This window comes from Kitasatospora sp. NPDC096204 (genome assembly GCF_044763205.1).
Lineage (GTDB): Bacteria > Actinomycetota > Actinomycetes > Streptomycetales > Streptomycetaceae > Kitasatospora.
The window spans coordinates 1-19721 of sequence record NZ_JBIWFT010000026.1; the positions used below are offsets into that span (position 1 = coordinate 1).

19 protein-coding genes are annotated in these 19721 nt (G+C 75.0%); 13 read left to right on the forward strand and 6 right to left on the reverse strand.

The genetic code is table 11. The features are described from left to right. Positions 1 to 62 precede the first annotated feature (62 nt). The 3 genes from ACIQ87_RS25825 to ACIQ87_RS25835 are packed head-to-tail and all read left to right on the forward strand — an operon-like array spanning position 63 to position 3398. A complete protein-coding gene (locus tag ACIQ87_RS25825; protein ID WP_402410523.1) occupies positions 63 to 968 on the forward strand; it encodes a hypothetical protein in 906 nt (301 codons plus the stop codon). Then, positions 965 to 1642 carry a 4'-phosphopantetheinyl transferase family protein gene (locus tag ACIQ87_RS25830; RefSeq protein ID WP_402410524.1) on the forward strand — a complete coding sequence of 226 codons (678 nt, stop codon included), beginning with the start codon at positions 965 to 967 and terminating at the stop codon, positions 1640 to 1642. Before ACIQ87_RS25825 ends, ACIQ87_RS25830 begins: the two co-directional genes overlap by 4 nt. Before the next feature lies 1 nt (position 1643). Further along, the gene (locus ACIQ87_RS25835; RefSeq protein WP_402410526.1) at positions 1644 to 3398 is read left to right on the forward strand and encodes a condensation domain-containing protein; all 1755 of its coding nucleotides are present in this window, start codon (positions 1644 to 1646) and stop codon (positions 3396 to 3398) included. A 29-nt stretch (positions 3399 to 3427) separates the two neighbouring features. Here ACIQ87_RS25835 and ACIQ87_RS25840 read toward each other — a convergent pair whose 3' ends face one another. Beyond that, positions 3428 to 4174, reverse strand: coding sequence for a hypothetical protein (locus tag ACIQ87_RS25840; protein ID WP_402410528.1), 747 nt, complete (start codon positions 4172 to 4174; stop codon positions 3428 to 3430). After that, positions 4171 to 4821, reverse strand: coding sequence for an RNA polymerase sigma factor (locus ACIQ87_RS25845; protein WP_402410530.1), 651 nt, complete (start codon positions 4819 to 4821; stop codon positions 4171 to 4173). The genes ACIQ87_RS25840 and ACIQ87_RS25845 overlap by 4 nt, the downstream gene beginning before the upstream one ends. A gap of 246 nt (positions 4822 to 5067) precedes the next feature. On the opposite strand from ACIQ87_RS25845, the gene ACIQ87_RS25850 reads away from it, so the two are divergent. From ACIQ87_RS25850 to ACIQ87_RS25870, 5 genes are all read left to right on the forward strand, one after another. Continuing rightward, positions 5068 to 5871, forward strand: a complete 804-nt coding sequence (locus ACIQ87_RS25850) for an SAM-dependent methyltransferase (RefSeq protein ID WP_402410531.1) — start codon at positions 5068 to 5070, stop codon at positions 5869 to 5871. 102 nt (positions 5872 to 5973) lie between these two features. Then, positions 5974 to 6921, forward strand: coding sequence for a class A beta-lactamase (bla, locus tag ACIQ87_RS25855; RefSeq protein ID WP_402410533.1), 948 nt, complete (start codon positions 5974 to 5976; stop codon positions 6919 to 6921). 189 nt (positions 6922 to 7110) lie between these two features. After that, positions 7111 to 8019 (forward strand): hypothetical protein, encoded by a 909-nt coding sequence (locus tag ACIQ87_RS25860; protein ID WP_402410535.1) that lies wholly within the window; start codon positions 7111 to 7113, stop codon positions 8017 to 8019. A 50-nt stretch (positions 8020 to 8069) separates the two neighbouring features. Then, positions 8070 to 8885: an SDR family NAD(P)-dependent oxidoreductase gene (locus ACIQ87_RS25865; protein ID WP_402410537.1), complete on the forward strand. Its 816-nt coding sequence runs from the start codon at positions 8070 to 8072 to the stop codon at positions 8883 to 8885. After that, entirely contained in the window at positions 8882 to 9652 is a 771-nt protein-coding gene (locus ACIQ87_RS25870; protein ID WP_402410538.1) for a polysaccharide deacetylase family protein, read from the forward strand. The genes ACIQ87_RS25865 and ACIQ87_RS25870 overlap by 4 nt, the downstream gene beginning before the upstream one ends. A 48-nt stretch (positions 9653 to 9700) precedes the next feature. Here the strand turns inward: ACIQ87_RS25870 and ACIQ87_RS25875 are convergent, their stop codons facing one another. The 3 genes from ACIQ87_RS25875 to ACIQ87_RS25885 are packed head-to-tail and all read right to left on the reverse strand — an operon-like array spanning position 9701 to position 12896. Beyond that, positions 9701 to 10792 carry a hypothetical protein gene (locus ACIQ87_RS25875; RefSeq protein WP_402410540.1) on the reverse strand — a complete coding sequence of 364 codons (1092 nt, stop codon included), beginning with the start codon at positions 10790 to 10792 and terminating at the stop codon, positions 9701 to 9703. Positions 10793 to 10804: 12 nt separating this feature from the next. Continuing rightward, positions 10805 to 11749, reverse strand: coding sequence for an NAD-dependent epimerase/dehydratase family protein (locus ACIQ87_RS25880; protein ID WP_402410541.1), 945 nt, complete (start codon positions 11747 to 11749; stop codon positions 10805 to 10807). Positions 11750 to 11771: 22 nt separating this feature from the next. Further along, positions 11772 to 12896, reverse strand: a complete 1125-nt coding sequence (locus ACIQ87_RS25885) for a DegT/DnrJ/EryC1/StrS family aminotransferase (protein WP_402410543.1) — start codon at positions 12894 to 12896, stop codon at positions 11772 to 11774. A gap of 381 nt (positions 12897 to 13277) precedes the next feature. Between ACIQ87_RS25885 and ACIQ87_RS25890 the strand changes: the two genes are divergently transcribed. From ACIQ87_RS25890 to ACIQ87_RS25900, 3 genes are all read left to right on the forward strand, one after another. Then, positions 13278 to 15494, forward strand: a complete 2217-nt coding sequence (locus ACIQ87_RS25890; protein ID WP_402410545.1) for an MMPL family transporter — start codon at positions 13278 to 13280, stop codon at positions 15492 to 15494. Between the two features lie 265 nt (positions 15495 to 15759). After that, on the forward strand, positions 15760 to 17166 hold the full coding sequence (locus ACIQ87_RS25895) for a sensor histidine kinase (RefSeq protein ID WP_402410548.1): 1407 nt from the start codon (positions 15760 to 15762) through the stop codon (positions 17164 to 17166). Beyond that, the gene (locus ACIQ87_RS25900; RefSeq protein WP_402410551.1) at positions 17163 to 17840 is read left to right on the forward strand and encodes a response regulator; all 678 of its coding nucleotides are present in this window, start codon (positions 17163 to 17165) and stop codon (positions 17838 to 17840) included. Before ACIQ87_RS25895 ends, ACIQ87_RS25900 begins: the two co-directional genes overlap by 4 nt. Before the next feature lie 62 nt (positions 17841 to 17902). Here ACIQ87_RS25900 and ACIQ87_RS25905 read toward each other — a convergent pair whose 3' ends face one another. Continuing rightward, complete coding sequence (locus ACIQ87_RS25905) at positions 17903 to 18385, reverse strand: GNAT family N-acetyltransferase (RefSeq protein WP_402410554.1); 483 nt, start codon at positions 18383 to 18385, stop codon at positions 17903 to 17905. A gap of 287 nt (positions 18386 to 18672) precedes the next feature. Here ACIQ87_RS25905 and ACIQ87_RS25910 point away from each other — a divergent pair, with 287 nt between their 5' ends. Further along, complete coding sequence (locus ACIQ87_RS25910; RefSeq protein ID WP_402410556.1) at positions 18673 to 19032, forward strand: PRC-barrel domain-containing protein; 360 nt, start codon at positions 18673 to 18675, stop codon at positions 19030 to 19032. 215 nt (positions 19033 to 19247) lie between these two features. After that, a complete protein-coding gene (locus ACIQ87_RS25915) occupies positions 19248 to 19514 on the forward strand; it encodes a metal-sensitive transcriptional regulator (protein WP_392877763.1) in 267 nt (88 codons plus the stop codon). Positions 19515 to 19721 lie beyond the last annotated feature (207 nt).

The following is a 19721-nucleotide window of genomic DNA, read 5'->3' on the forward strand; positions in this document are numbered from 1 at the left end:
CGTCCTACTGCGGTCGATCCGCACTCCCGACACAGCCCCGCAAACCACGCAAAGTGACCTCATTGAAGCCGCTTGACTTCCATAGGAGCATCCGGGTGGCCCCCGGCCCCACCGGCCTGCGGATCACCCGGGCGCTGGCCCGCCGCTTCGACGGCCGCTCGGAGACCTCGCTCGACCCGGACCTGCGGGTCTTCGTCTCCGACCTCGTCCGCCCGTACGGCCTGCCGCTGCGAGAGGACCTGCTGAGCGCGGGCGTCGGCCACTCCTACGAGGAACTGGCCGCGGGCCCGCTGCGCGAGGCGCTCGCCGAGGACGAGCCGGCGGACCTGCTGATCCTGGCCTTCGACACCCCGGACGTCCGGCCCGGAGCACCGTCCTCGCTGGCGCTCAGCCGGTCCGTGCCGGGCTGCCCGCTCGCCTTCGCGGTCTGCGACCAGGGCGGCGCGGCGGCCTTCACCGCGCTGCGGCTGGCCGCCGGCCACCAGCGCACCGGCACCTGCCGCCGGGCCGTGGTGGTGCTCGCCGAGCAGAGCGCGCTGCACTACGAACCGCCCGGGCCGGTGCCGTTGCCGGAGCGGCACGCGGTGGTGGTGCTGGTCTGCGAGGAGGCTCCGGGCGAGGGCCTGGTCGTCCGGCAGACCCGGGGTGCGGCCGCGCCGGCGGAGACGGTCCGGGCCGAGGCCGAGCGACTGGGCCCAGGGGCGGCGCTGCTGCTCGGCCCCGGCTTCGGTGGCCCGGACGGCCTTGAGGGCTTCGGCGGTTCCAGCGGTTCCGGCTTCGGCGGCTCCGGCAGCTCCGGTGGTTCCGGCGGCTTCGGCGCGGAGGGGCCCCCGTCGGCCCAGCCGTTCACCGGGCTGTGGGCGGAGCTCGCCGAGCAGCTGCCGCGGTGGCGGGCGCAGGGCCGGCCCGCCCTGCTGGCCGGGTACGACCGGCGGCTCGATGTGCTCAGCACGCTGGTCCTGCCGTGACGACGATCGACCTCTGGCTGATCGACACGCGTCAATCAGCAGCTTTGGCAGCGGAGTTGGGGGAGTTGCTCGACCCGGACGAACGGGCCCGGGCGGCGCGGATGGGCCCGGGACCGGGCGACCGCTTCACCGTGGCGCGCGGAGCCGTCCGGCAGCTGGTCGCCGCCCGACTCGGCGCGCGCCCGGCCGAACTGGTCTGGCGGTACGGGCCGCACGGCAAGCCCGAGCCCGCCGAGGCCGGTGGGCTGCGGGTCAGCTGGTCGGCCTCGGGGGCCGTCGCGGTGCTGGCCCTCGCCGAGGGTCGGGCGGTCGGCGTCGACGTCGAACGGCTCCACCATCCGCGTACGGCCGAGCGGATGGCCGCGCGCTGGTTCCCGTTCGAGGAGGCGCGGTTCGTCGCCGAGCCCGTCGAACCGGCCGAGCGGGCGGCGCGGTTCACCACGCTGTGGTGCCGCCGTGAGGCCTGCGTCAAGGCGTACGGCGGGCGGCTCGTGCAGTCCTTCGGCGTGCCCGTGGCCGGGCCTTCGCCGGTGCCGGTGGCCGACCCGGGCGGGCTCGGCACCGGGCCGTCCGTGCTCTGCGACGTTCCCGTCGCGGAGCCGTTCCGGGCTGCCGTCGCGGCTCTCGGGGAATCGCCTGTCCAGGTCAACTGTCGTGAGTGGAAGGGTAATTGACGTGACACCGTACGGCCGTCCAGGACGCGATCCGGCGTCACCCGGCGCGACACCGGGCGGCGCGACACCGGCCGCCAGGCGGGTCACCGTCCGGTACGCCGCCGAGAGCGGCGGATCCGGCCCGCTCACCCGCGGCCAGGACAACATGATCCGCTGCATCCGGGCCGGCTCCCCCGAGTCGATCAACAAGGACTCCGTCTGGCCCGTGCCCGACGGCACCTCGGTCCCCTCCGGGCTGGTCGCCCTGCGCCTGCTGGTCGAGCGGCACGAGTCGTTGCGGACCTCCTTTCCGGCGGGCCCGGGTCCGGACGGCTTCCCGGACCGCCAGGTTGTGCATCCGAGTGGCCGGTTCACCGTCTCCGTGGTCGAGGCCGGCGGCCGCTCCGAGGCCGAACTGGACGTGCTGGCCCTTGAGTCGGGACGGTCCGACGTCACCGTCCCGGTGGACCTCGAACGGGCGCCGAGGGCTCGGTTCACCCTGATCGCCGCGGGTGAGCGGCTGCTACGGCTGGTCGCCGTGGTCTGCCACGCCGGCGCCGACGGCGCCGCCGTCGTGGTGCTGACGCAGGACTGGTACGCCCTCGCCGCCGGGCAGGAGCTGCCGCCGGTCACCGCGTCGACCCCGCGGCAGATCGCCGTCGCGGAGCAGAGCGTCCAGGGCCGTCGCAGGTCCGCGGCCGCCCTGCGGCACTGGGCCCGGATCCTGACCGCGGGCCCGGTGGGCGTCTTCGCGGACCAGCGGATCAGTGGCCCGCCCCGCGACCACGGCGCCCTGCTGGTCCGCTCGCGCACCGCCGCCGACCACCTCGCCGCGGTCTGCCGGCGCACCAGCGCCAGCCCGTCGGTCGTCCTGCTCGCCGTCTTCGCCGCGCTGGTCGCGCACCGAGCCGGCCGCTCCGAGGTGGTGCTCTCGGCGCTGTCCGCCAACCGTCAACGCGCCGCCCTGATCGACCACGTGGGCACCCTCGCGCAGGACGCGCTGATCCTGCTCGACACCGGTGCGGCCGACCTCGACCAGCTGATCGGCCGCGCCAAGTCCGCCTCGCTGAGGGCCTACTGGCACAGCACCCTGAACGCCGAGGAGGTCTGGCGGCTGGTGGACGACGCGGCCCACCTGCGCGGAGCCCGGTTCGCCCGCCAGGTGGTCGTGAACGACCTGAGCCTCACCATCCCGCCCGCCGTCGCCGACACCCGGCCGCCCCCGCCCGCCGACCCCGAGCTCACCGTGCTGCCCGCCCCGCCGCTGCCGGTCCGGCTGATGTTCACCATCCTGCGGATCGCCGGCAGTCTGGACTTCGCCCTGGTCAGCTGCCGCCAGGTGCTCGATCCCGAGGAGGCCGAGGGCTTCGCGAGGGCGCTGCCGGCCCTGCTCGCGGCCGCCGCCGAGGGCCCGGTCCTGCTCGCCGACCTGCCCGCCGCCCTCGGCTCGCCGGGGGCCGACCGCGGCGGCGACTGGCGGCTGGTCGACGGCTCCTGGATCGATCTCGCGGCCGTCCGTGAGCTCCTGCACGCCGCGCTCGGGGAGCACCGACTGTCCTTCGGCGAAGGTCGGTTGGTGGCCGAGATGACCGCCGCCGACCCGTCGTTCGGCCCGGCCGAGGCCCACCGCGCCGTGGTCGCCGCCCTGGCCGGCCGGGACACCGCGATGGCGCCGCACCACTACGTCGTCCGGCACACCACCCCGGTGGGGGAGCGGACGCGGGCGGGGAGCGGGCGCGACCCGGCGGTGGCCGCCAGGCTCTCCGCGCTCACCTGAAGGGATGATCACGGCAGCCCGTGGGCTGCTCACCCCCACGGGGCGTCGTGATCATCCACCGCCCCCCACGGAAGGTCCTCCCAGGAGCACGCGGAGGTCGCCCCCGAGGTGAGACCCCACGGGTTCGGCACCTCCTCCTCGTCGCCGTCCTGCACCGGCAGCCGGTCGATCACCGCGACCAGCGCCGGCGGCAGCTGCGGCGCCAGCCCCCGGTGCACCCGGGAGAGGATGTCCCGCCGCACGTCGTCCGGCAGCAGCGGCCGGTTCATCCGCAACACCCGCGGCCCGGGCGGTCGTTCGGCCGTCGCCAGCTGGTCCGACCAGGCCCGCCAATAGTCGGCGTCGTCGGTCTCGCCGAGCATCAGGTGGTGCAGGTGCAGGCAGTACGCGGCCGTCCCGCTGCCCGAGCCGGCCGCGAAGCGCCACCAGAACTCGGCGCCCTCCTCCTTGCCGGTGGCGTACAGCAGCGCGCCGAACACCTCGGCCCCCTCCGGCTCGATCCGGCGCGCGTTCACCAGCAGGTCGAGGCCGCGCGAGGCGTCCGGCGCGCCCAGCACCAGGGCCACCACCAGGCCGAGTTCGAAGGCGGCCTGCTCGTGCTCCGACGGCAGGTGGGCGGGCGCGGCCGTGAGCCGGGCCCGGCGTACGGCGGCGATCCGCTCCGCATGGGCGCGTTCGGGCCGCGGGACGCGGAACACCGGGCGCACGCCGTCGGCCGGATCCGCGCCGGCCGGATCCGCGCCGGCCGGGGCCGCCTCCTCGGGTCCGGTCGTCACAGTTCGCCGCCACCGTCCGGGAGTTCGCCCACCCCGAGCCGGCGGGCCAGCCGCTCCCGGGCATGCCGGAGGTTGGAGTGCACGGTCGCCACCGGCCGCCCCAGGTACGCCGCGATCACCTTGACGTGCAGGCCGAGCAGGTACCGCAGGATCACCACGTCCCGCTGCCGGTCCGGCAGTTCGAGGATCGCCGCGTACAGCCGCACCTCGTCCGCCTCGCTGCTCAGCAGCCCCTTCGCGACCTGCTTGAAGGCGCCGATCACCGCGGCGAAGGTGACCGCCTCCACCTCGACCGGCTCCTCGACGGCCACCCAGTCCGAGACGTGCCGGTTGGCCAACCGCCAGGCGTACGCGGCCGGTTCCTCGAACCGCAGCACCTGCGGCCAGCAGCGGGCCAGGTCGGACTTCACCGCCGCGACCACCAGTGCCGCGTCGGCCCGGTTGCCTATGCGGGTCATGGCGAGGGCGCGCCAGGCCGGTTCGTGCGTCTCGCAGAAGGCCACGTACGGGAGGCCCAGGCGGAGTTCGGCCTCGGAGCGGGTTGCGGTGTCGGCGGTGGCCGTCGGTTCCGGCTCGGACCCGTGGAGGTACGACACGGCCGTTCCGCCGCCGTGCCCGTGCTCCGGGGCACTCCTGTCGATCGTCATCGAGCCTGCTTTCCGTGGCCGTCGGCTGTTCGCCGGGGCCACCCGAGGGTCGGGTTGTCTGCGCCCATCCTCATTCCATCAGGCTCGTCACTCCAGGCTGCAATCCGAATACAGATTGTCATCTCATGGGAGTCGGTGGTTGGTTGAAACGCTCGAAGACGTCCGAAACCGGACGGTCCGCGCCTATCGTGGGCGGCGGGGACCGGTCGGAAGCGGAAACGGAAGACAAGCCGGAGGGAGACCGCGATGGGCCTCTACGACGGGGTGGACCTGCGGCTCAACGTCCCGCACTCGGCCCGGATGTACGACTACTTCCTCGGCGGGTTCACCAACTTCGCCGCCGACCGCGAGGCCGCCGGCCACGCCCTCGCCGTCGCGCCCTGGCTACGCGCCGCCGCCCGCGTCAACCGGGCCTTCATGCAGCGCTCGACCCGAGCGCTCGCCGAGGCCGGCTTCGACCAGTTCCTCGACATCGGGACCGGCATCCCGACCTCGCCCAACCTGCACGAGGTCGCCCAGGGCGTCCGGCCCGACGCCCGGGTGGTCTACGCCGACAACGACCCGATCGTGCTCTCGCACGCCCAGGCCCTGCTCGCCGGCACCCCCGAGGGGCGCACCGCCTACGTCGAGGCCGATGCCACCGACCCGGCGCGGCTGCTCGCCGCCCCCGGCCTGCGGGAGACCCTCGACCTGTCCCGCCCGGTGGCGCTCTCCCTGAACGCCCTGCTCCACTTCGTCCCCGACGGCCACGGCGCGTACGGGCTGGTCGAGCACCTCAAGTCCGCCCTCGCCCCCGGCAGCGCCCTGGTGGTGACCCACGTCAGCCCGGAGTTCGCGCCCGCGGACATCGCCACGCTGACCAGGATCTACGAGGCCGCCGGCACCGCGGCCCAGGCCCGCGTCCGGTCGGAGATCGCCCGCTTCTTCGACGGCTGGACCCTCCTCGAGCCGGGGCTCGTGCCCGTCGCCGAGTGGCGGCCGGCGCCCGGCGAGGTTCCCGGTGCCGCCGAGGAGGTCTCGCTGTACGCGGGGGTCGCCGTCCGACCGTGAAATCCCCTGCGAATTCGTGTTGCTGACGAACCATCGACACCCGAACCGCGTCCCCCTCCCGAGAAGGCGGCTCACGCCGCGCCATTCGATCGGAGGAGGAGCATGCACCCGCAGCCTTCGCAGAACCGTCACAGCCGCCGCGCCGTCCTCGGCCTCGGCCTGGGAGCGGCCGTCGCCGTCGCCGCGAGCGGCGGACCGGCCCTCGCGGCCACGGGGACCGGCCCGGCCGCCGACCGCGCCGCCGATCCAGGACTCCACCGGGCCCTCGCCGCCCTCGAACAGGAGCACTCCGGCCGCCTCGGCGTCTACGGCCGCAACCTGGTCACCGGCCGGACCGTCCGCTTCCGCGCGGACGAGCTGTTCCCGATCTGCTCGGTCTTCAAGACCGTCGCCGTCGCCGCCGTGCTGCGGGACCTCGACCGCGACGGCGAGTTCCTCGCCAAGCGGATCCGGTACACCGCCGCCGACCTCGTGCGGTCCGACGGCGGGTTCATCACGAGCAAGGACGAGAACCTGGCGAACGGCATGACCGTCGCCGAGCTGTGCGCCGCCGCCATCGAGTACAGCGACAACACCGCGGCCAACCTGCTGCTGCGCGAACTCGGCGGACCGACCGCGGTCACCGACTTCGCCCGCTCGATCGGCGACCGGGTCACCCGTCTGGACCGCTGGGAGCCGGAACTCAACAGCGCCGAGCCCGACCGCCGCACCGACATCACCACCCCGCAGGCCATCGCCGCCACCTACGGCCGGCTCGCGCTCGGCGACGCCCTGCCGCCGGCCAAGCGGGAGCAGATCACCGCCTGGCTGCTGGGCAACACCACCAGCGTTCGCCGCTTCCGCGCGGGCCTCCCCGCGGACTGGGCCCTCGGCGACAAGACCGGCACCGGCAAGCACGGCACCACCAACGACGTCGGCATCGCCTGGACCCCGGCGGGCGCCCCCGTCCTGCTCGCGGTGCTCACCACCAAGCCCGCGGACCAGGAGGCGCCGATGGACGAGCCGCTGGTCGCCCGGGCGGCCACGCTGCTCGCGGGGGCGCTCGGCTGACCGGGCGTCCCCCGCGGCCCGCCCCGGCGGCTGGAACAGTCGCCCCCGTCACGCCTCCCATCCGGTTCACGCGGCGTACGGGGCTCATACCGCCGATGCCCGTCACCCCGTTCGTCCCACCCGTGCGGCCCCGTCCCGCCGGGCCCAGACTGGTGAGGGACGATGCTGGCCCGCGAGGCGGGGAGAGGCATGCTGCTAGGGCTCACCACCGCGCTGGTCGCGACCGTCTGCTTCGGCTTCGGGGCGGTCTTCCAGGCGCGCGGGGCGCGGTCCGCCCCGCGCGCCGACCGGGTGCGGGCGGGCCTGCTGTCCGCGCTGGTGCGGTCCTGGCAGTTCATCCTCGGCACACTGCTGGACATCGTCGGCTTCGTGCTGAGCATCGTCGCCCTGCGCACCCTGCCGCTCTTCCTCGTCCAGGCCGTCACCAACTCCGGTCTGGCCGTCACCGCCGTGGCCGCCGTCTGGCTGCTCGGCGCGCGGCTGCGCCGGAGTGACATCGCGGCCATCGTCGCCGTGGTCGTCGGCCTGACCCTGCTGGCGCTCGGCTCCGGCCGGGAGGGCCGCGACCACGCCGCGCCCGCCTTCCACTGGGCGCTGCTCGCCACAACCGCCGTCATGGTGCTCGCCACCCTGGTCCTGGTGCGCCGGCAGGGCAACGCGGCCGCGGCCGGCCTGGGGCTGCTCGCCGGGGTCGGCTTCGGGGTGACCAGCCTGGCGGTGCGGGTCCTGGACGTCTCCGGTCCGCTCGCCGTCCTCACCGACCCGGCCGCCTACGCCCTCGTCGTCGGCGGCCTCGGCGGCTACCTCGCCTACGCCCTGGCGCTGCAGCGCGGCACCGTGACGGCCGCGACCGCCGCCGGGACGGTCACCGAGACCTTCGGGCCGGCACTGGTCGGGGTGACGGCGCTCGGCGACGCCGCGCGCCCCGGGTTCGAATGGTGCGCGCTGACGGGCTTCGCGGTGGCGGTGGGCGGCACCATCGTGCTCTCCCGCTTCGGCGAGCTGGAGGGCGAGTCCGCCGAGCTGTCCGCCCGGCACCGGGGGCCGAGCCCGCCGTCCCGCCCCGGTAGCCCGGACGGCTCCGCCATGCGAAGGTGACTTGCCGGACAAAACGGACGGCGACACGGCCAGAGAGCGGCAGGTGCCCGATGGCGGAGGAGCCCCACTCCCGACCCCGGCGGTCGGTTCCGAAGGGTCACACGGACCCGACGGACCCGACCGGCCGCCCCGTCGCGCTGATCACCGGAGCCTCCTCCGGCATCGGCCGCGCCACCGCCACCCGCCTGGCCGACACCGGCTGGCACACCCTGCTCTCCGGCACCGACCGCCCCCGGCTCGACGAACTCGCCGAGCGCACCGGCGGCCGCGCCCTGCCCGAGGACCTGAGCAAACCGGACGGCCCGGCCCGCCTCGCCGAGGCCGCCCTGGCCGAGACCGGCCGGGTGGACGCCCTGATCGCGAGCGCCGGCCTGGGCTGGCGCGGCCCGTACGCCCAGACGCCCTCCGACACCCTGGACCGGATGATCGAGGTCAACCTCGCCGCCCCGCTGCGCCTGGTCCGCCTGCTGCTGCCCGGGATGCTGGAGCGCCGCCACGGCCGGATCGTGCTGATCGGCTCGATGGCCGGCCAGGTCGGCGTGCGCGACGAGTCGGGGTACGCCGCCACCAAGGGCGGGCTGACGATGTTCGCGGAGAGCCTCTGGTACGAGCTGCGCGGCACCGGGGTGGGGGTGCGCCTGGTCCTGCCCGGGGCGGTCGACACCCCGTTCTTCGACCGGCGCGGCACCCCCTACCAGCGCGAGCGGCCCCGCCCGGTCCCGGCGGAGCGGGTCGCGGACGTCGTGGTCGCGACCATCACCACCGAGCGGGACCGGCTCTACGTCCCGCACTGGCTCGGCTTCCCGGCCCGCGTCCACGGCGTGGCCCCGGGCGTGTTCCGCCGGATGGCCTCGCGCTTCGGGTGAGCGCCGCCGCCGGGCACCGCCCGGCCACCGTCGCCGCCACGGCCCTCGCCGCCGCCGCCGGGATCGAGTTCCTGCACCTGGCCCCGGCCGCCGTGCGCCTGCCGCCGCTGCGCCGCACCCTCGCCCGCCGCACCGCCGGCCACGGCACCGCGCCCGGCCACGTGGCCCTGACCTTCGACGACGGGCCCGACCCGCGCAGCACCCCGTACGTCCTCGACGCGCTGGACGCACTCGGCGCCCGCGCCACCTTCTTCCTGCTCGGCGCGATGCTGGAGCGCGCCCCCGCGCTCGGCCGCGAACTGGTGCTGCGCGGCCACGAGGTGGCCGTCCACGGCTGGTACCACCGGCAGCAGTGGTACCCGGCCCCCGCCCGTGACCTGCGCGAACTGCGCCGCGCCACCGAGGCCGTGACCGAACTCTGCGGCGCCCGTCCGCTCTGGTACCGCCCGCCGTACGGGGTCCTGACCGCCGGTCCGGCCCTCGCCGCACGCCGGCTCGGCCTGCGCAGCGTGCTGTGGACGGCCTGGGGTCGCGACTGGACGGCGCGGGCCACCGGCGAGTCCGTCCACGCGACCGCCCGCCCCGGCCTCACCACCGGCGCCACCCTCCTGCTGCACGACTCCGACTGCACCTCCGCCCCCGACTCCTGGCGCGCCACCCTCGCCGCCCTCCCCCTGATCGCCGCCCACTGCCGCACCCACCACCTCACCCTCGGCCCCCTCCGCGACCACCTCGTCCCGCCCCCGGGCGGGGGCCGCCGGCGGTGACGGGCGGGTCACCGGCTCGGGCGGCGGCGGCGCGCACCGGACCCGCGGCTACCCCAGCCCGACCCGCCGCAGCGCCGCCCCGAACCCCGCCTGCCAGGCCGCCGGGGTCGCGCCGGCGGACGGCGCGGGCTCGGGGCGGCGGAGGGCGGCGAGGGCGTTGCGGACCACCTCGGCGGGGTGGGCGGTGGCGACGTCGGCGTGGCCGAGTTCCAGCTCGTGCTGGAGGTTGTCGCGTCCGTGCCCCTGCACCACGTCGAGGAGCAGCAGCCGCCGGCCCAGTGCCCTGGCCTCGCTGCAGGTGTCGCCGGAACTGGTGACCACCAGGTCGGCGGCGGCCATCAGGGCGGGGACGCGGTCGGTGTAGCCGAAGGGGTGCAGCCGGGGCTCCCGGCGCGCGGCGGCCCGCAGCCGGCGCTCCAGTTCCGGGTTGCGCCCGGCCACCGCGAGCACGTGCGGCCCGGCGGCGGCCAGCGAGGCGGCGGTGCGGGCGAGCGGGCCGAGCCCCCAGGAACCGGACATCAGCAGCACGCACGCGGCGCCCGCCGGCACGCCCAACTCGGCACGCGCCGCGGCCCGTTCCGGCGGCCGGTAGAACGGCTGCCGCAGCGGCGCCGGGACGACCGCGATGTCGGCGTCCGGCCGGTACCGCCGCACCGCGCACGCGGCGACCTCCGAGGTGACCAGGAACAGGTCCGTCCCCTCCTGCACCCAGAGCCGGTGCGGCGTCACGTCGGTGCAGAACACGAAGTGCCGGAACTCCCGCTCCGGGGCCTGCCGCAGCAGCCGGTTGACGGCCGAGGTCGCGGTGGCGAACACCGAGACCACCAGCTGCGGCCGCTGCGCCGCGATCAGCTCCCGCAGCGCAGGGACCAGCCGGGTCCGGGCCGCCGCGTCGGCGAGCAGGGCGAGCCGGGCGCCGGGCCGCAACGCCGAGAAGTGGAAGGCGTCGTACACCCCGGGCAGGTCGAGCAGCCGGCGGAACACGGCCTCCCCGGCCGCGCCCGAGCGCTGCCCGAGCAGCGCCATGGCGTCGACGGTGCGGGTGGTCCAGCCGCGGTCCCGCAGGGTGTCCGCGCAGGCCTGCGCCATCACGTCGTGGCCCTGCCCGAGCGAGCCGGAGACCAGCAGGGCGTGCGGCATCGGGCGGCCCCGTCAGGCGCCGGCGGCCGAGCCGACGGCGGCCCGGTACCAGTCCGCGTACCGCCGCACCCCGTCGGTGAAGTTGGTGTGCGGCGACCAGCCCAGCAGCCGCTTGGCCTGCGCCGAGGAGATCCGCCGCCCCGCGTAGTCGGCCTTGCGCCCGTCGATGTGCTCGATGCTGACGGGCCCCAGCAGGCCGTCCACGGTGTCGGCGATGTCCCGCACCGAGACGGCCGTCGAGCCCTCCAGCGCGAAGGTCTGGTCCTCGGCGGCGGGGGACAGGGCCCGGACGTGGGCGTCGGCGAGGTCCTCGACGTAGACGAAGTTGCGGCTCTGCCGGCCGTCCCCGGCGATGGTGATCGGCCGCCCGGCCAGCGCGGCCTGGACGAACCGGGCGACGACCAGCTCGTCCCGCATCCGGGGGCCGTACGGGATGCCGTAGCGCAGGATGGTGAAGTGCTGCCCGTAGAGCTCCCGGTAGCTGTGCACCAGCATCTCGGCGGCCAGCTTGGTGGCCACGTACAGATGGCCGCTGTGCTCCAGCTCGATCGGCACGTGTTCGTCCAACTCCTGCTCCCCGCCGTCGAGTTGCCCGTCGGTGAGGGCGGCGCCGTAGACCCAGACGGTGCTCGCCAGCACGATCCGGCTCAGGCCGCCGCGCCGGGCGGCCTCCAGGACGGCCTCGGTGCCGTCGATGTTGGTCCGCACCGCGCGGACCGGGTCGGCGGACACCTGCTCGACGTCGGCCATGGCGGCCAGGTGGTAGACCACCTCGCTGCCGGCCAGGGCCGCGGTGAGGGCCTCGAGGTCGAGGACGTCGAGCCGGGCGTGCTCGGCGTCCGGGTTGAGGTACTTGTCGGTGGTGTCCACCGCGAGGACCTCGTGGCCAGCCGCGATCAGGTGGTCCACGACGTGTGAGCCGATGAACCCGCAGCCCCCGGTGACGGCTATCCGCACGATCTTGCTCCCTTCGCTCCGGCTATCCGGCCAGTCGCCGGTACACCGCGGAGACGGCGTCGACCACCTGCTCCGTCTCGTCCTCGGTCATGTCGGAGTGCACCGGCAGGCAGACCTGCCGGGCGCAGACGTCCTCGGCCACCGGCAGCGGCCCGCGCCGGTACGGGGCGAGCACCGGCTGGAGGTGCAGCGGCAGGTCGTAGACCTCGCCGGACAGCCGCACCCCGTGCTCCTCGGCCAGCGCCCGCTTGAACTCCGCGCGGTCCACCCCCGACGGCAGCAGCGCCACGTACTTGTAGTAGTTGCCGCGGCAGCCGGGCGGTTCGAGCACCGGGTCGAGGCCGTCCAGCCCGGCCAGCGCGGCGTCGTAGCGGCGGGCGACGGCCCGGCGGGTCTCGATGAACTCCTTCAGCCGGCGCAGGTGCACCGTACCGATCGCGGCGTGCGGCTCGCTCATCCGCCAGGAGTAGCCGAGCTCCACGTGGTGGTTGGTGGTGAAGGACCCCTTCCCCTGGTCCCGGTGGATCCGGGCCGAGTCCCGCAGCTCCGGCGACTCGGTGAGGATCATCCCGCCCTCGCCGCTGGTGGTGACCTTGGTCGGGTAGAAGGAGAAGGCCCCGGCCAGGCCGAAGGTGCCGGCGGCGCGGCCGTCGAAGCTGCTGCCGTGGGCGTGCGCGGCGTCCTCGACCAGCGGGATGCCGCGCCGGTCGCAGAGCGCGCGCACGGCGTGGACCTGCGGGCCGACCAGTCCGCCGATGTGCACCAGGACGACGGCGGCGCTCTCCGGGGTGAGCGCCGCCTCCAGGGTCTCGGGGGAGAGCGCGAGGGTGGCCGGGTCGACGTCGGCGAAGACCGGACGGCCGCCCGCGTGCACCACCGCGCCGGCGGTCGCGTAGAAAGTGACGGCGGGGACGACCACGTCGCGGCCCCGGACGTCGATGGCGCGCAGGATCACCTCCAGCGCCGCCGTGCCGCTGCTCACCGCGACGGCGTGCGAGGCGCCGTGCTCGGCGGCGAAGGCCTGTTCGAAGCGCTCGGTCCACGGCCCGAGGGTGAGCGCGCCGGTGGTGAGCATCTCGGTCACCGCTTCGGCGACCGCCGCGCGGTCGCTCTCGTCGAACACGATGCGGGCGGCTGGAACGCCCATGGGGCACCTCCGGCGGCGGGCTGCGAAAGCAGCACCGATCGGGTCGGATCCTCCCGAACCGCATGTCAGCGGACGGGTCAGGCACATCACGCTACTTCGCCCACCGGTCCGCGGCCCGCCGTCGCGGCCCGCACGGGTAACCGAATCTGCTTCCGCCGCAGGTCCGGACGCTGCTTCCGGTGCGGGGCGTGCGCTCCTCCGTGCGGGGGAGGGCACTACTGCGTCCGCAGTACGCAAACGGCCTGCGCAGGGACGACGACGGAGCAGGGGTCGGCGATCAAGGATTGGTCATGCTTCGGCGGACCGCGTCCACCAGGACATCCCGGCCGGCCGCGGCACGTCCCGTTCCCGAGAACCGCATCCGAAGGAGTCCGCTCTCCCGTGGCCACGTTCCTCTACCGTCTGGGCCGATGGACCTTCGTCCGGCGCCGCCTGGTGACCTTCCTGTGGGTCGCCGTGCTGGCCGCCGTCGGGGTCCTGGCGGCCAAGGCGCCCGCCGCACCCGACGACGGCTTCGCGATGCCCGGCACGGAAGCGCAGAAGGCCTTCGACCTGATGAACGAGCGCTTCCCCGGCGGGCACGCCGACGGGGCATCGGCGCGCCTGGTGTTCGTCGCCCCCTCCGGCCAGAAGATCACCGCCGCACCCAACCAGCAGGTGGTCGAGCGGACGGTCGACGAGGTCGCCCACTCCGAGCAGGTCACCGGTGCGGTGAACCCGTTCAGGATGCAGGGCGCCGTCTCCTCGGACGGCACCACCGCGTACGCCACGGTCACCTACTCCGCCAAGGCGGGTGAGGTGTCCAAGGGCGCCACCGATGCCCTGGAGCAGGCCGCCCAGCACGGCCGGGACGCCGGGCTCAAGGTCGAGATCGGCGGCAACGCGCTGATGGCCAAGCCCGAGGCGGGCGGCAGCAGCGAGGCGATCGGCATGGCGCTGTCCGCCGTCGTCCTGGTGATCACCTTCGGCTCACTGCTCGCGGCCGGCCTGCCGCTGCTCACCGCCGTCATCGGCGTCGGCCTCGGCATGGCGTTGATCACGGCGCTCGGCAGCACGCTGGGGCTCTCCACCACCACCGGCACGCTCGCCATGATGCTCGGCCTCGCGGTCGGCATCGACTACGCGGTGTTCATCGTCTCCCGCTACCGCGCCGAGCTCTCCGAGGGCCGCACGCCCCAGGAGGCGGCGGGCCGGGCCGTCGGCACCGCCGGGTCCGCGGTGGTCTTCGCCGGCCTCACCGTGGTGATCGCGCTCGCCGGCCTCTCCGTGGTCGGCATCCCGATCCTGGCCAAGATGGGCATGGCCGCGGCCGGCACGGTCGTCATAGCCGTGCTGGTCGCCCTCACCCTGGTCCCCGCGCTGCTCGGCTTCCTCGGCCGCAAGGTGCTGCCCCGCAAGGCCCGCAAGGTCCGCAAGGCCCGTATGGACCAGGGCGAGGCCTCGGGCGCGAAGGAGAACGGCGGTGCCCGCTGGGCCCGCTTCATCCTGCGCCGCCCGCTCGCGGTGCTGCTCGGCGGTGTGATCGGCCTCGGCGTGCTCGCCGCCCCCGCGCTCGACCTCAGGCTCGGCCTGCCGGGCGACGAGTCCAAGCCCACCTCCACCACCCAGCGCCGCGCCTACGACCTGCTCTCCGAGGGCTTCGGCCCCGGGTTCAACGGCCCGCTGACGGTCATGGTGGACGCCAAGGGCGTCGCCGACCCGAAGGCCGCCGCGGCCGAGGTCGCCAAGAAGGTCTCCGGTCTGCCCGGGGTCGTCGCGGTGACGCCGCCGATGTTCAACCCGGCCGGTGACACGGCCCTGCTCAACGCCGTCCCGGCGACCGGCCCGAGCGAGGCCGAGACCAAGGACATCGTGCACGCCATCCGTGACGACGCGGCCGGCCTCAAGTCGGCCACCGGGGCGACGGTCCTGGTCAGCGGCACCACGGCGATGAACATCGACGTCTCGCAGAAGATGTCCGACGCGCTGGTGCCCTACCTCGCCGTGGTCGTCGGCCTGGCCGTCATCCTGCTGATGGTGGTCTTCCGCTCCGTCCTCGTCCCGCTGAAGGCGGCCCTGGGCTTCCTGCTCTCCGTGGTCGCCGCGCTCGGCGCCGTGGTCGCGGTCTTCCAGTGGGGCTGGCTGGCCGACCTGATCGGCGTGGAGCAGACCGGCCCGGTGATGAGCATGATGCCGATCTTCATGATCGGTGTGGTCTTCGGCCTCGCCATGGACTACGAGGTGTTCCTGGTCACCCGGATCCGCGAGGGCTTCGTCCACGGTGAGGAGCCCGGCGAGGCCATCGTCACCGGCTTCCGGCACAACGCCCGGGTGGTCACCGCCGCCGCGTTCATCATGATCGCCGTCTTCGCCGGCTTCATCGGGATGAGCGAGCCGATGATCAAGATGATGGGCCTGGGCCTCGCCGCGGCCGTCGCCTTCGACGCCTTCATCGTCCGGATGACCGTCGTCCCGGCCGTCCTCGCCCTGCTCGGCCGCCGCGCCTGGTGGCTGCCGCGCTGGCTCGACCGGCTGATACCGGACGTGGACGTCGAGGGCAGCAAGCTGGAGACCGCCGCCCCCGAGCCGACCCAGGCCCGGGAGTCGGTCACCGTCTAGGCCGGTACCGTCCGGGCCTGGCCCGGCAGCACCGAGGCCAGGTCCGGGCACCACCCCGGGCCTGGCCTCGGTGGCGACCGTCCGGTCCGCCGCCGACCGGCTCGGACACCGGTTCGAACTCCAACCGTTACCGTTGCTGTCGGGGGCCACCGCCCGTGCGGAGGCCCCCTGCCCGGCCCGCCGCCCCCACCGCGGCCGGCGCGGCGCGAACTGGCGTGGCCCGGCGAGGGTGCGGCCAGGGCACCCCGACCCGGAGACCACGACCATGAGCGACACCTGGCAGCGCCTGCGCCGCGACCACCTCCGGCTGCTCGACTTCGCCGGCGGCCTGGCCCTGATCGCGGTCACCGCCCTCGGCGCCACCATCGACCAGACCGGCGGCCGCTTCACCGGGCTCGATCCGGTCATCGGCTCCGTCGCCCTGATCTCGGCCGCCGCCGTGTTCGTCCATCGCCGCCACCCGCGCGCGGTGGTTGCCGTCACGCTCCTCTGCACCGTGGTGCTCACCTTCACCAGCCCCCGGCTCAGCCCGGCCCTCGCCACCCCGCTGCTGGCCGCGCTCTACTTCCTCGCCGTCCGCACCGACCGAGCCACCGCCCTGCGCGCTTCGATCATCACCGCCGTGCTGCTCACCGGGATCTCCCTGCTGTTCGGCTCAGGTGGCCCGCTCGGCGAACGGATCAGCGTCCTGGCCTGGGCCCTGCTGCCCGGCGCCCTCGGCGACTCCATCCGCAACCGCCGCGCGCACCTCGCGGCCATCGAGGAGCGCGCCGAACGCGCCGAGCGGACCCGCGAGGAGGAGGCCCGGCGGCGGGTCGCCGACGAGCGCATCAGGATCGCCCGCGACCTGCACGACGTCGTCGCCCACCACATCGCCCTCGCCAACGCCCAGGCCGGCATCGCCGTCCACCTCATGGACAGCCACCCCGTCCAGGCCCGCGAGGTGCTCAGCCACATCACCGACGCCACCGGCTCGGCCCTCCAGGAACTGCGCGCCACCGTCGGCCTGCTGCGCCGCGCCGAGGAGCCCGCCCCGCTCGAGCCCACCCCCGGCCTCGACCGGCTGCCCGAGCTGATCACCACCTTCGAGCGGGCCGGACTGCCGGTGCGGCTCACCGTCGAGGGCGAGGCCCGCCCGCTGTCGCCCGGCGTCGACCTCACCGCCTTCCGGATCGTCCAGGAGTCGCTGACCAACGTGGCCAAGCACGCCCACGGCGCCGACGCCGAGATCACCCTCGCCTACAGCGGCAGCCGGGTCTCGGTCAGCGTCGCCAACGGACGCCCGACCGCCACCGGCCGCCCCCGCGCCGTGTCCCCGCCCCGGCAGGCCCCCAGTGGGAGCGGCTTCGGGCTGATCGGCATGCGCGAGCGGGCCGGCGCGGTCGGCGGGCGGCTCAGCGCCGACCGGCGGCCCGGCGGGGGCTTCCTGGTCACCGCCGAACTGCCGCTGCGCACCGGCGCCCGCGACGACGGCCCCGAGACCGCGGGCGCCTTCACCGCAGAGGACGTCGCCCGGGCCGCCCGGGCCGCACGCACCGTCCGTAGCGACCATCCGACGACCGAGCACCGGACGACCGAGCACCGGACGACCGAGCACCCGACACCAGCCGTAGGACAGGAGCGCGCCGCCCGAGCGGACGGCGCCGTTCGAGAGGACAGGGACCACGCATGACCATCCGGGTACTGCTCGCCGACGACCAGGCCCTGCTGCGCGGTGCCTTCCGCCTGCTGATCGACGCGGAGGAGGACATGGAGGTGGTCGGCGAGGCCGCCGACGGCCGGGAGGCCGTCGCGCTCGCCCGGGCCACCAAGCCCGACCTCGTGCTGATGGACATCCGGATGCCCGGCGTCGACGGCCTCGGCGCCACCGCCGAGATCTGCGGCGACGAGGAGCTGTCCGACACCCGGGTGCTCATCCTCACCACCTTCGAGATCGACGATTACGTGGCCCAGGCGCTGCGCGCGGGCGCCGGCGGCTTCCTCGGCAAGGGCGCCGACCCCAAGGAACTGCTCGCCGCGATCCGCACCGTGGCGGCGGGCGAGGCGCTGCTCTCGCCCGCCGCCACCCGGGCGGTGATCGACCAGTTCCTGGCCCAGCCGGAGCCGGCGTCCGGAACCCCGACCAGTGAGCGGCTCGCCGTCCTCACCGCCCGCGAGCGCGAGGTGATGTCGATGGCCGCCACCGGCCTCACCAACGAGGAGATCGCCGAGCGGATGTTCGTCAGCCCCTTCACCGTCCGCACCCATGTCCACCGGGCGATGAACAAGCTCGACGCCCGCGACCGCGCCCAGCTCGTCGCCATCGCCTACCAGACCGGCCTGGTCCCGCCCGGCCGCCCGGCCTGAGCCGCCTGAGCCGCCGGAGCCGGGCCTGAGCCGTTGGGGGACCGGGTCAGAGCGCGACCGGCTCAGCCCGCGATCGGGCCCGGTCGCGCCTCGGCCCGCTCCGCGCCCGGGCGCGGAGCCCGGACGCGGGGGAGACCGAAGGCGGACATCTCCTTCTCCTCGTAGGAGAGGAAGCCCAGCGAGCGGTAGAAGGCGTGGTTCCGCACGCCCTCCGGGGTGGACTCGTGGTCGGTCGAGAGCAGGAAGAACCGGCAGTGGGCGTAGCGGTCCATCAGGTGCTCCATCAGTGCGCGCCCCACGCCCTTCCGGTGGTGGCGCGGGTGCACCAGCACGTCCTGGACGTAGCAGACCGCCTCGTCGTCCGAGACGGTGCGGGCCAGCCCGAGCAGTTCCCCGGACTCGTCGCGCGCGGTCACGACCAGATGGGAGTTGGCCAGGCCGCGCATCAGCTTGTCGACGTCGCCGGTGTAGCCTTCCCACCCCACCGCGTCGTACAGCTCGAACATCTCGTCGCGGTCGAACTCCACCTCGCGGGCGATGATCACATTGCCTCCCCGATCATGCGGCCCTTCCGGAGCCGCCGTTCCTGACGTGCTCGAACCGCCATCCTTCATCGGGCGCCCCGCTCCGCTCAAGGTGGTCTGGACCGCTACGACCACAGCGCTTGCGGGTCACCCCGCCGTACCCGCCGTACCCGCCGTACCCGCCATACCCGCCGTACCCGCCGACACGGTCGGCGCCGGGCCCGTGGGCCCGTCGTGCGCCCCCGCCACTCCCGGCGGAGGATGGGGGGATCCGGGCCGTGGAAGAGCCGGAGGCGGGAGGTCGGGCCATGGTCATCGCAATGGCGGACATCCGGGAGTGGCGCGGCCACGCCGTGGTCGACGAGAAGAGCCGCCGCATCGGTTCGCTGGAGTCGGTCTACGTGGAGACGGCCAGCGACGAACCGTTCTTCGCGACCGTCGCGGTCGGGTTCGCCGGCCGTCGCCGCCTGGTGTTCGTCCCGCTGGAGGGGGCGGTGGCCGGACCGGACTACCTCCGGGTGGCGTACCCGCGCAACGTCGTCAAGCAGGCTCCGGCGATCGGCACCGACGACGTGCTGCCCGCCGAGGACGAGCCCGCCGTGTTCGCGCACTACGAGCTTCCGTACGCGACCGGCGCCGGCGGGGAGCGCCGCCTGGCCCGCCGCTGACCCGACCCGCCCCGCCCTCGCCCCGCCCCGCTCTCGCCCCGCCCGCCCTCGCCCCGCCCGCCCTCGCCCCGCCCGCCCCCGCCCCGCTCCACCACCGCTCCCCTCCCCTCTCCTCCCGGGAGCCCCCGGGGCGGGCACGGTTTCCGCCATCCGGGAATGAATACCCCGCCGGGTACACTTGTCCATCGACAGTCGATGTGAAAGGCGGCCCCGACATGCAGGTGGACGAGGAGGCGGTCGGCGCGGTCCTGAACCGGCTGCGCCGGGCGCAGGGCCAGTTGGCCGGAGTGATCGCGATGATCGAGGCGGGCCGGGACTGCAAGGACGTGGTCACCCAGCTCGCCGCCGTCTCGCGCGCGCTCGACCGGGCCGGGTTCAAGATCGTCGCAAGCGGCATGCGCCAGTGCATGGCCGCCGCCGACGAGGACGCCCCGCCGATGAGCGAGGCCGAGCTGGAGAAGCTCTTCCTCGCCCTGGCCTGACCGGCGGCGCACGCCCGGGGAGCACGGAACGGCGGGGGCTGTGGTGGACCGGTCCACCACAGCCCCCGCCGCATGCCCGCGCCGCATGCCCGCGCCGCATGCCCGCGGAGGCGCCCGCGGGCGCGCCCACCGAAGTTCCCGGTCCGCCCGACACTCCGTCACGCGTCGTTCACGCGCCGGTCGCCGGCCTTCGGGTGAATGAGGGCG

Excerpts from the sequence above, each read along its gene's own strand:
- ACIQ87_RS25865 (WP_402410537.1), top strand. The coding sequence starts at position 8,070 with ATGGCGGAGGAGCCCCACTCCCGACCCCGGCGGTCGGTTCCGAAGGGT.
- ACIQ87_RS25915 (WP_392877763.1), top strand. The coding sequence starts at position 19,248 with ATGCAGGTGGACGAGGAGGCGGTCGGCGCGGTCCTGAACCGGCTGCGC.
- ACIQ87_RS25845 (WP_402410530.1), bottom strand. The coding sequence starts at position 4,821 with ATGACGATCGACAGGAGTGCCCCGGAGCACGGGCACGGCGGCGGAACG.
- ACIQ87_RS25885 (WP_402410543.1), bottom strand. The coding sequence starts at position 12,896 with ATGGGCGTTCCAGCCGCCCGCATCGTGTTCGACGAGAGCGACCGCGCG.
- bla (WP_402410533.1), top strand. The coding sequence starts at position 5,974 with ATGCACCCGCAGCCTTCGCAGAACCGTCACAGCCGCCGCGCCGTCCTC.
- ACIQ87_RS25900 (WP_402410551.1), top strand. The coding sequence starts at position 17,163 with ATGACCATCCGGGTACTGCTCGCCGACGACCAGGCCCTGCTGCGCGGT.
- ACIQ87_RS25875 (WP_402410540.1), bottom strand. The coding sequence starts at position 10,792 with ATGCCGCACGCCCTGCTGGTCTCCGGCTCGCTCGGGCAGGGCCACGAC.
- ACIQ87_RS25895 (WP_402410548.1), top strand. The coding sequence starts at position 15,760 with ATGAGCGACACCTGGCAGCGCCTGCGCCGCGACCACCTCCGGCTGCTC.
- ACIQ87_RS25850 (WP_402410531.1), top strand. The coding sequence starts at position 5,068 with ATGGGCCTCTACGACGGGGTGGACCTGCGGCTCAACGTCCCGCACTCG.
- ACIQ87_RS25860 (WP_402410535.1), top strand. The coding sequence starts at position 7,111 with ATGCTGCTAGGGCTCACCACCGCGCTGGTCGCGACCGTCTGCTTCGGC.
- ACIQ87_RS25910 (WP_402410556.1), top strand. The coding sequence starts at position 18,673 with ATGGTCATCGCAATGGCGGACATCCGGGAGTGGCGCGGCCACGCCGTG.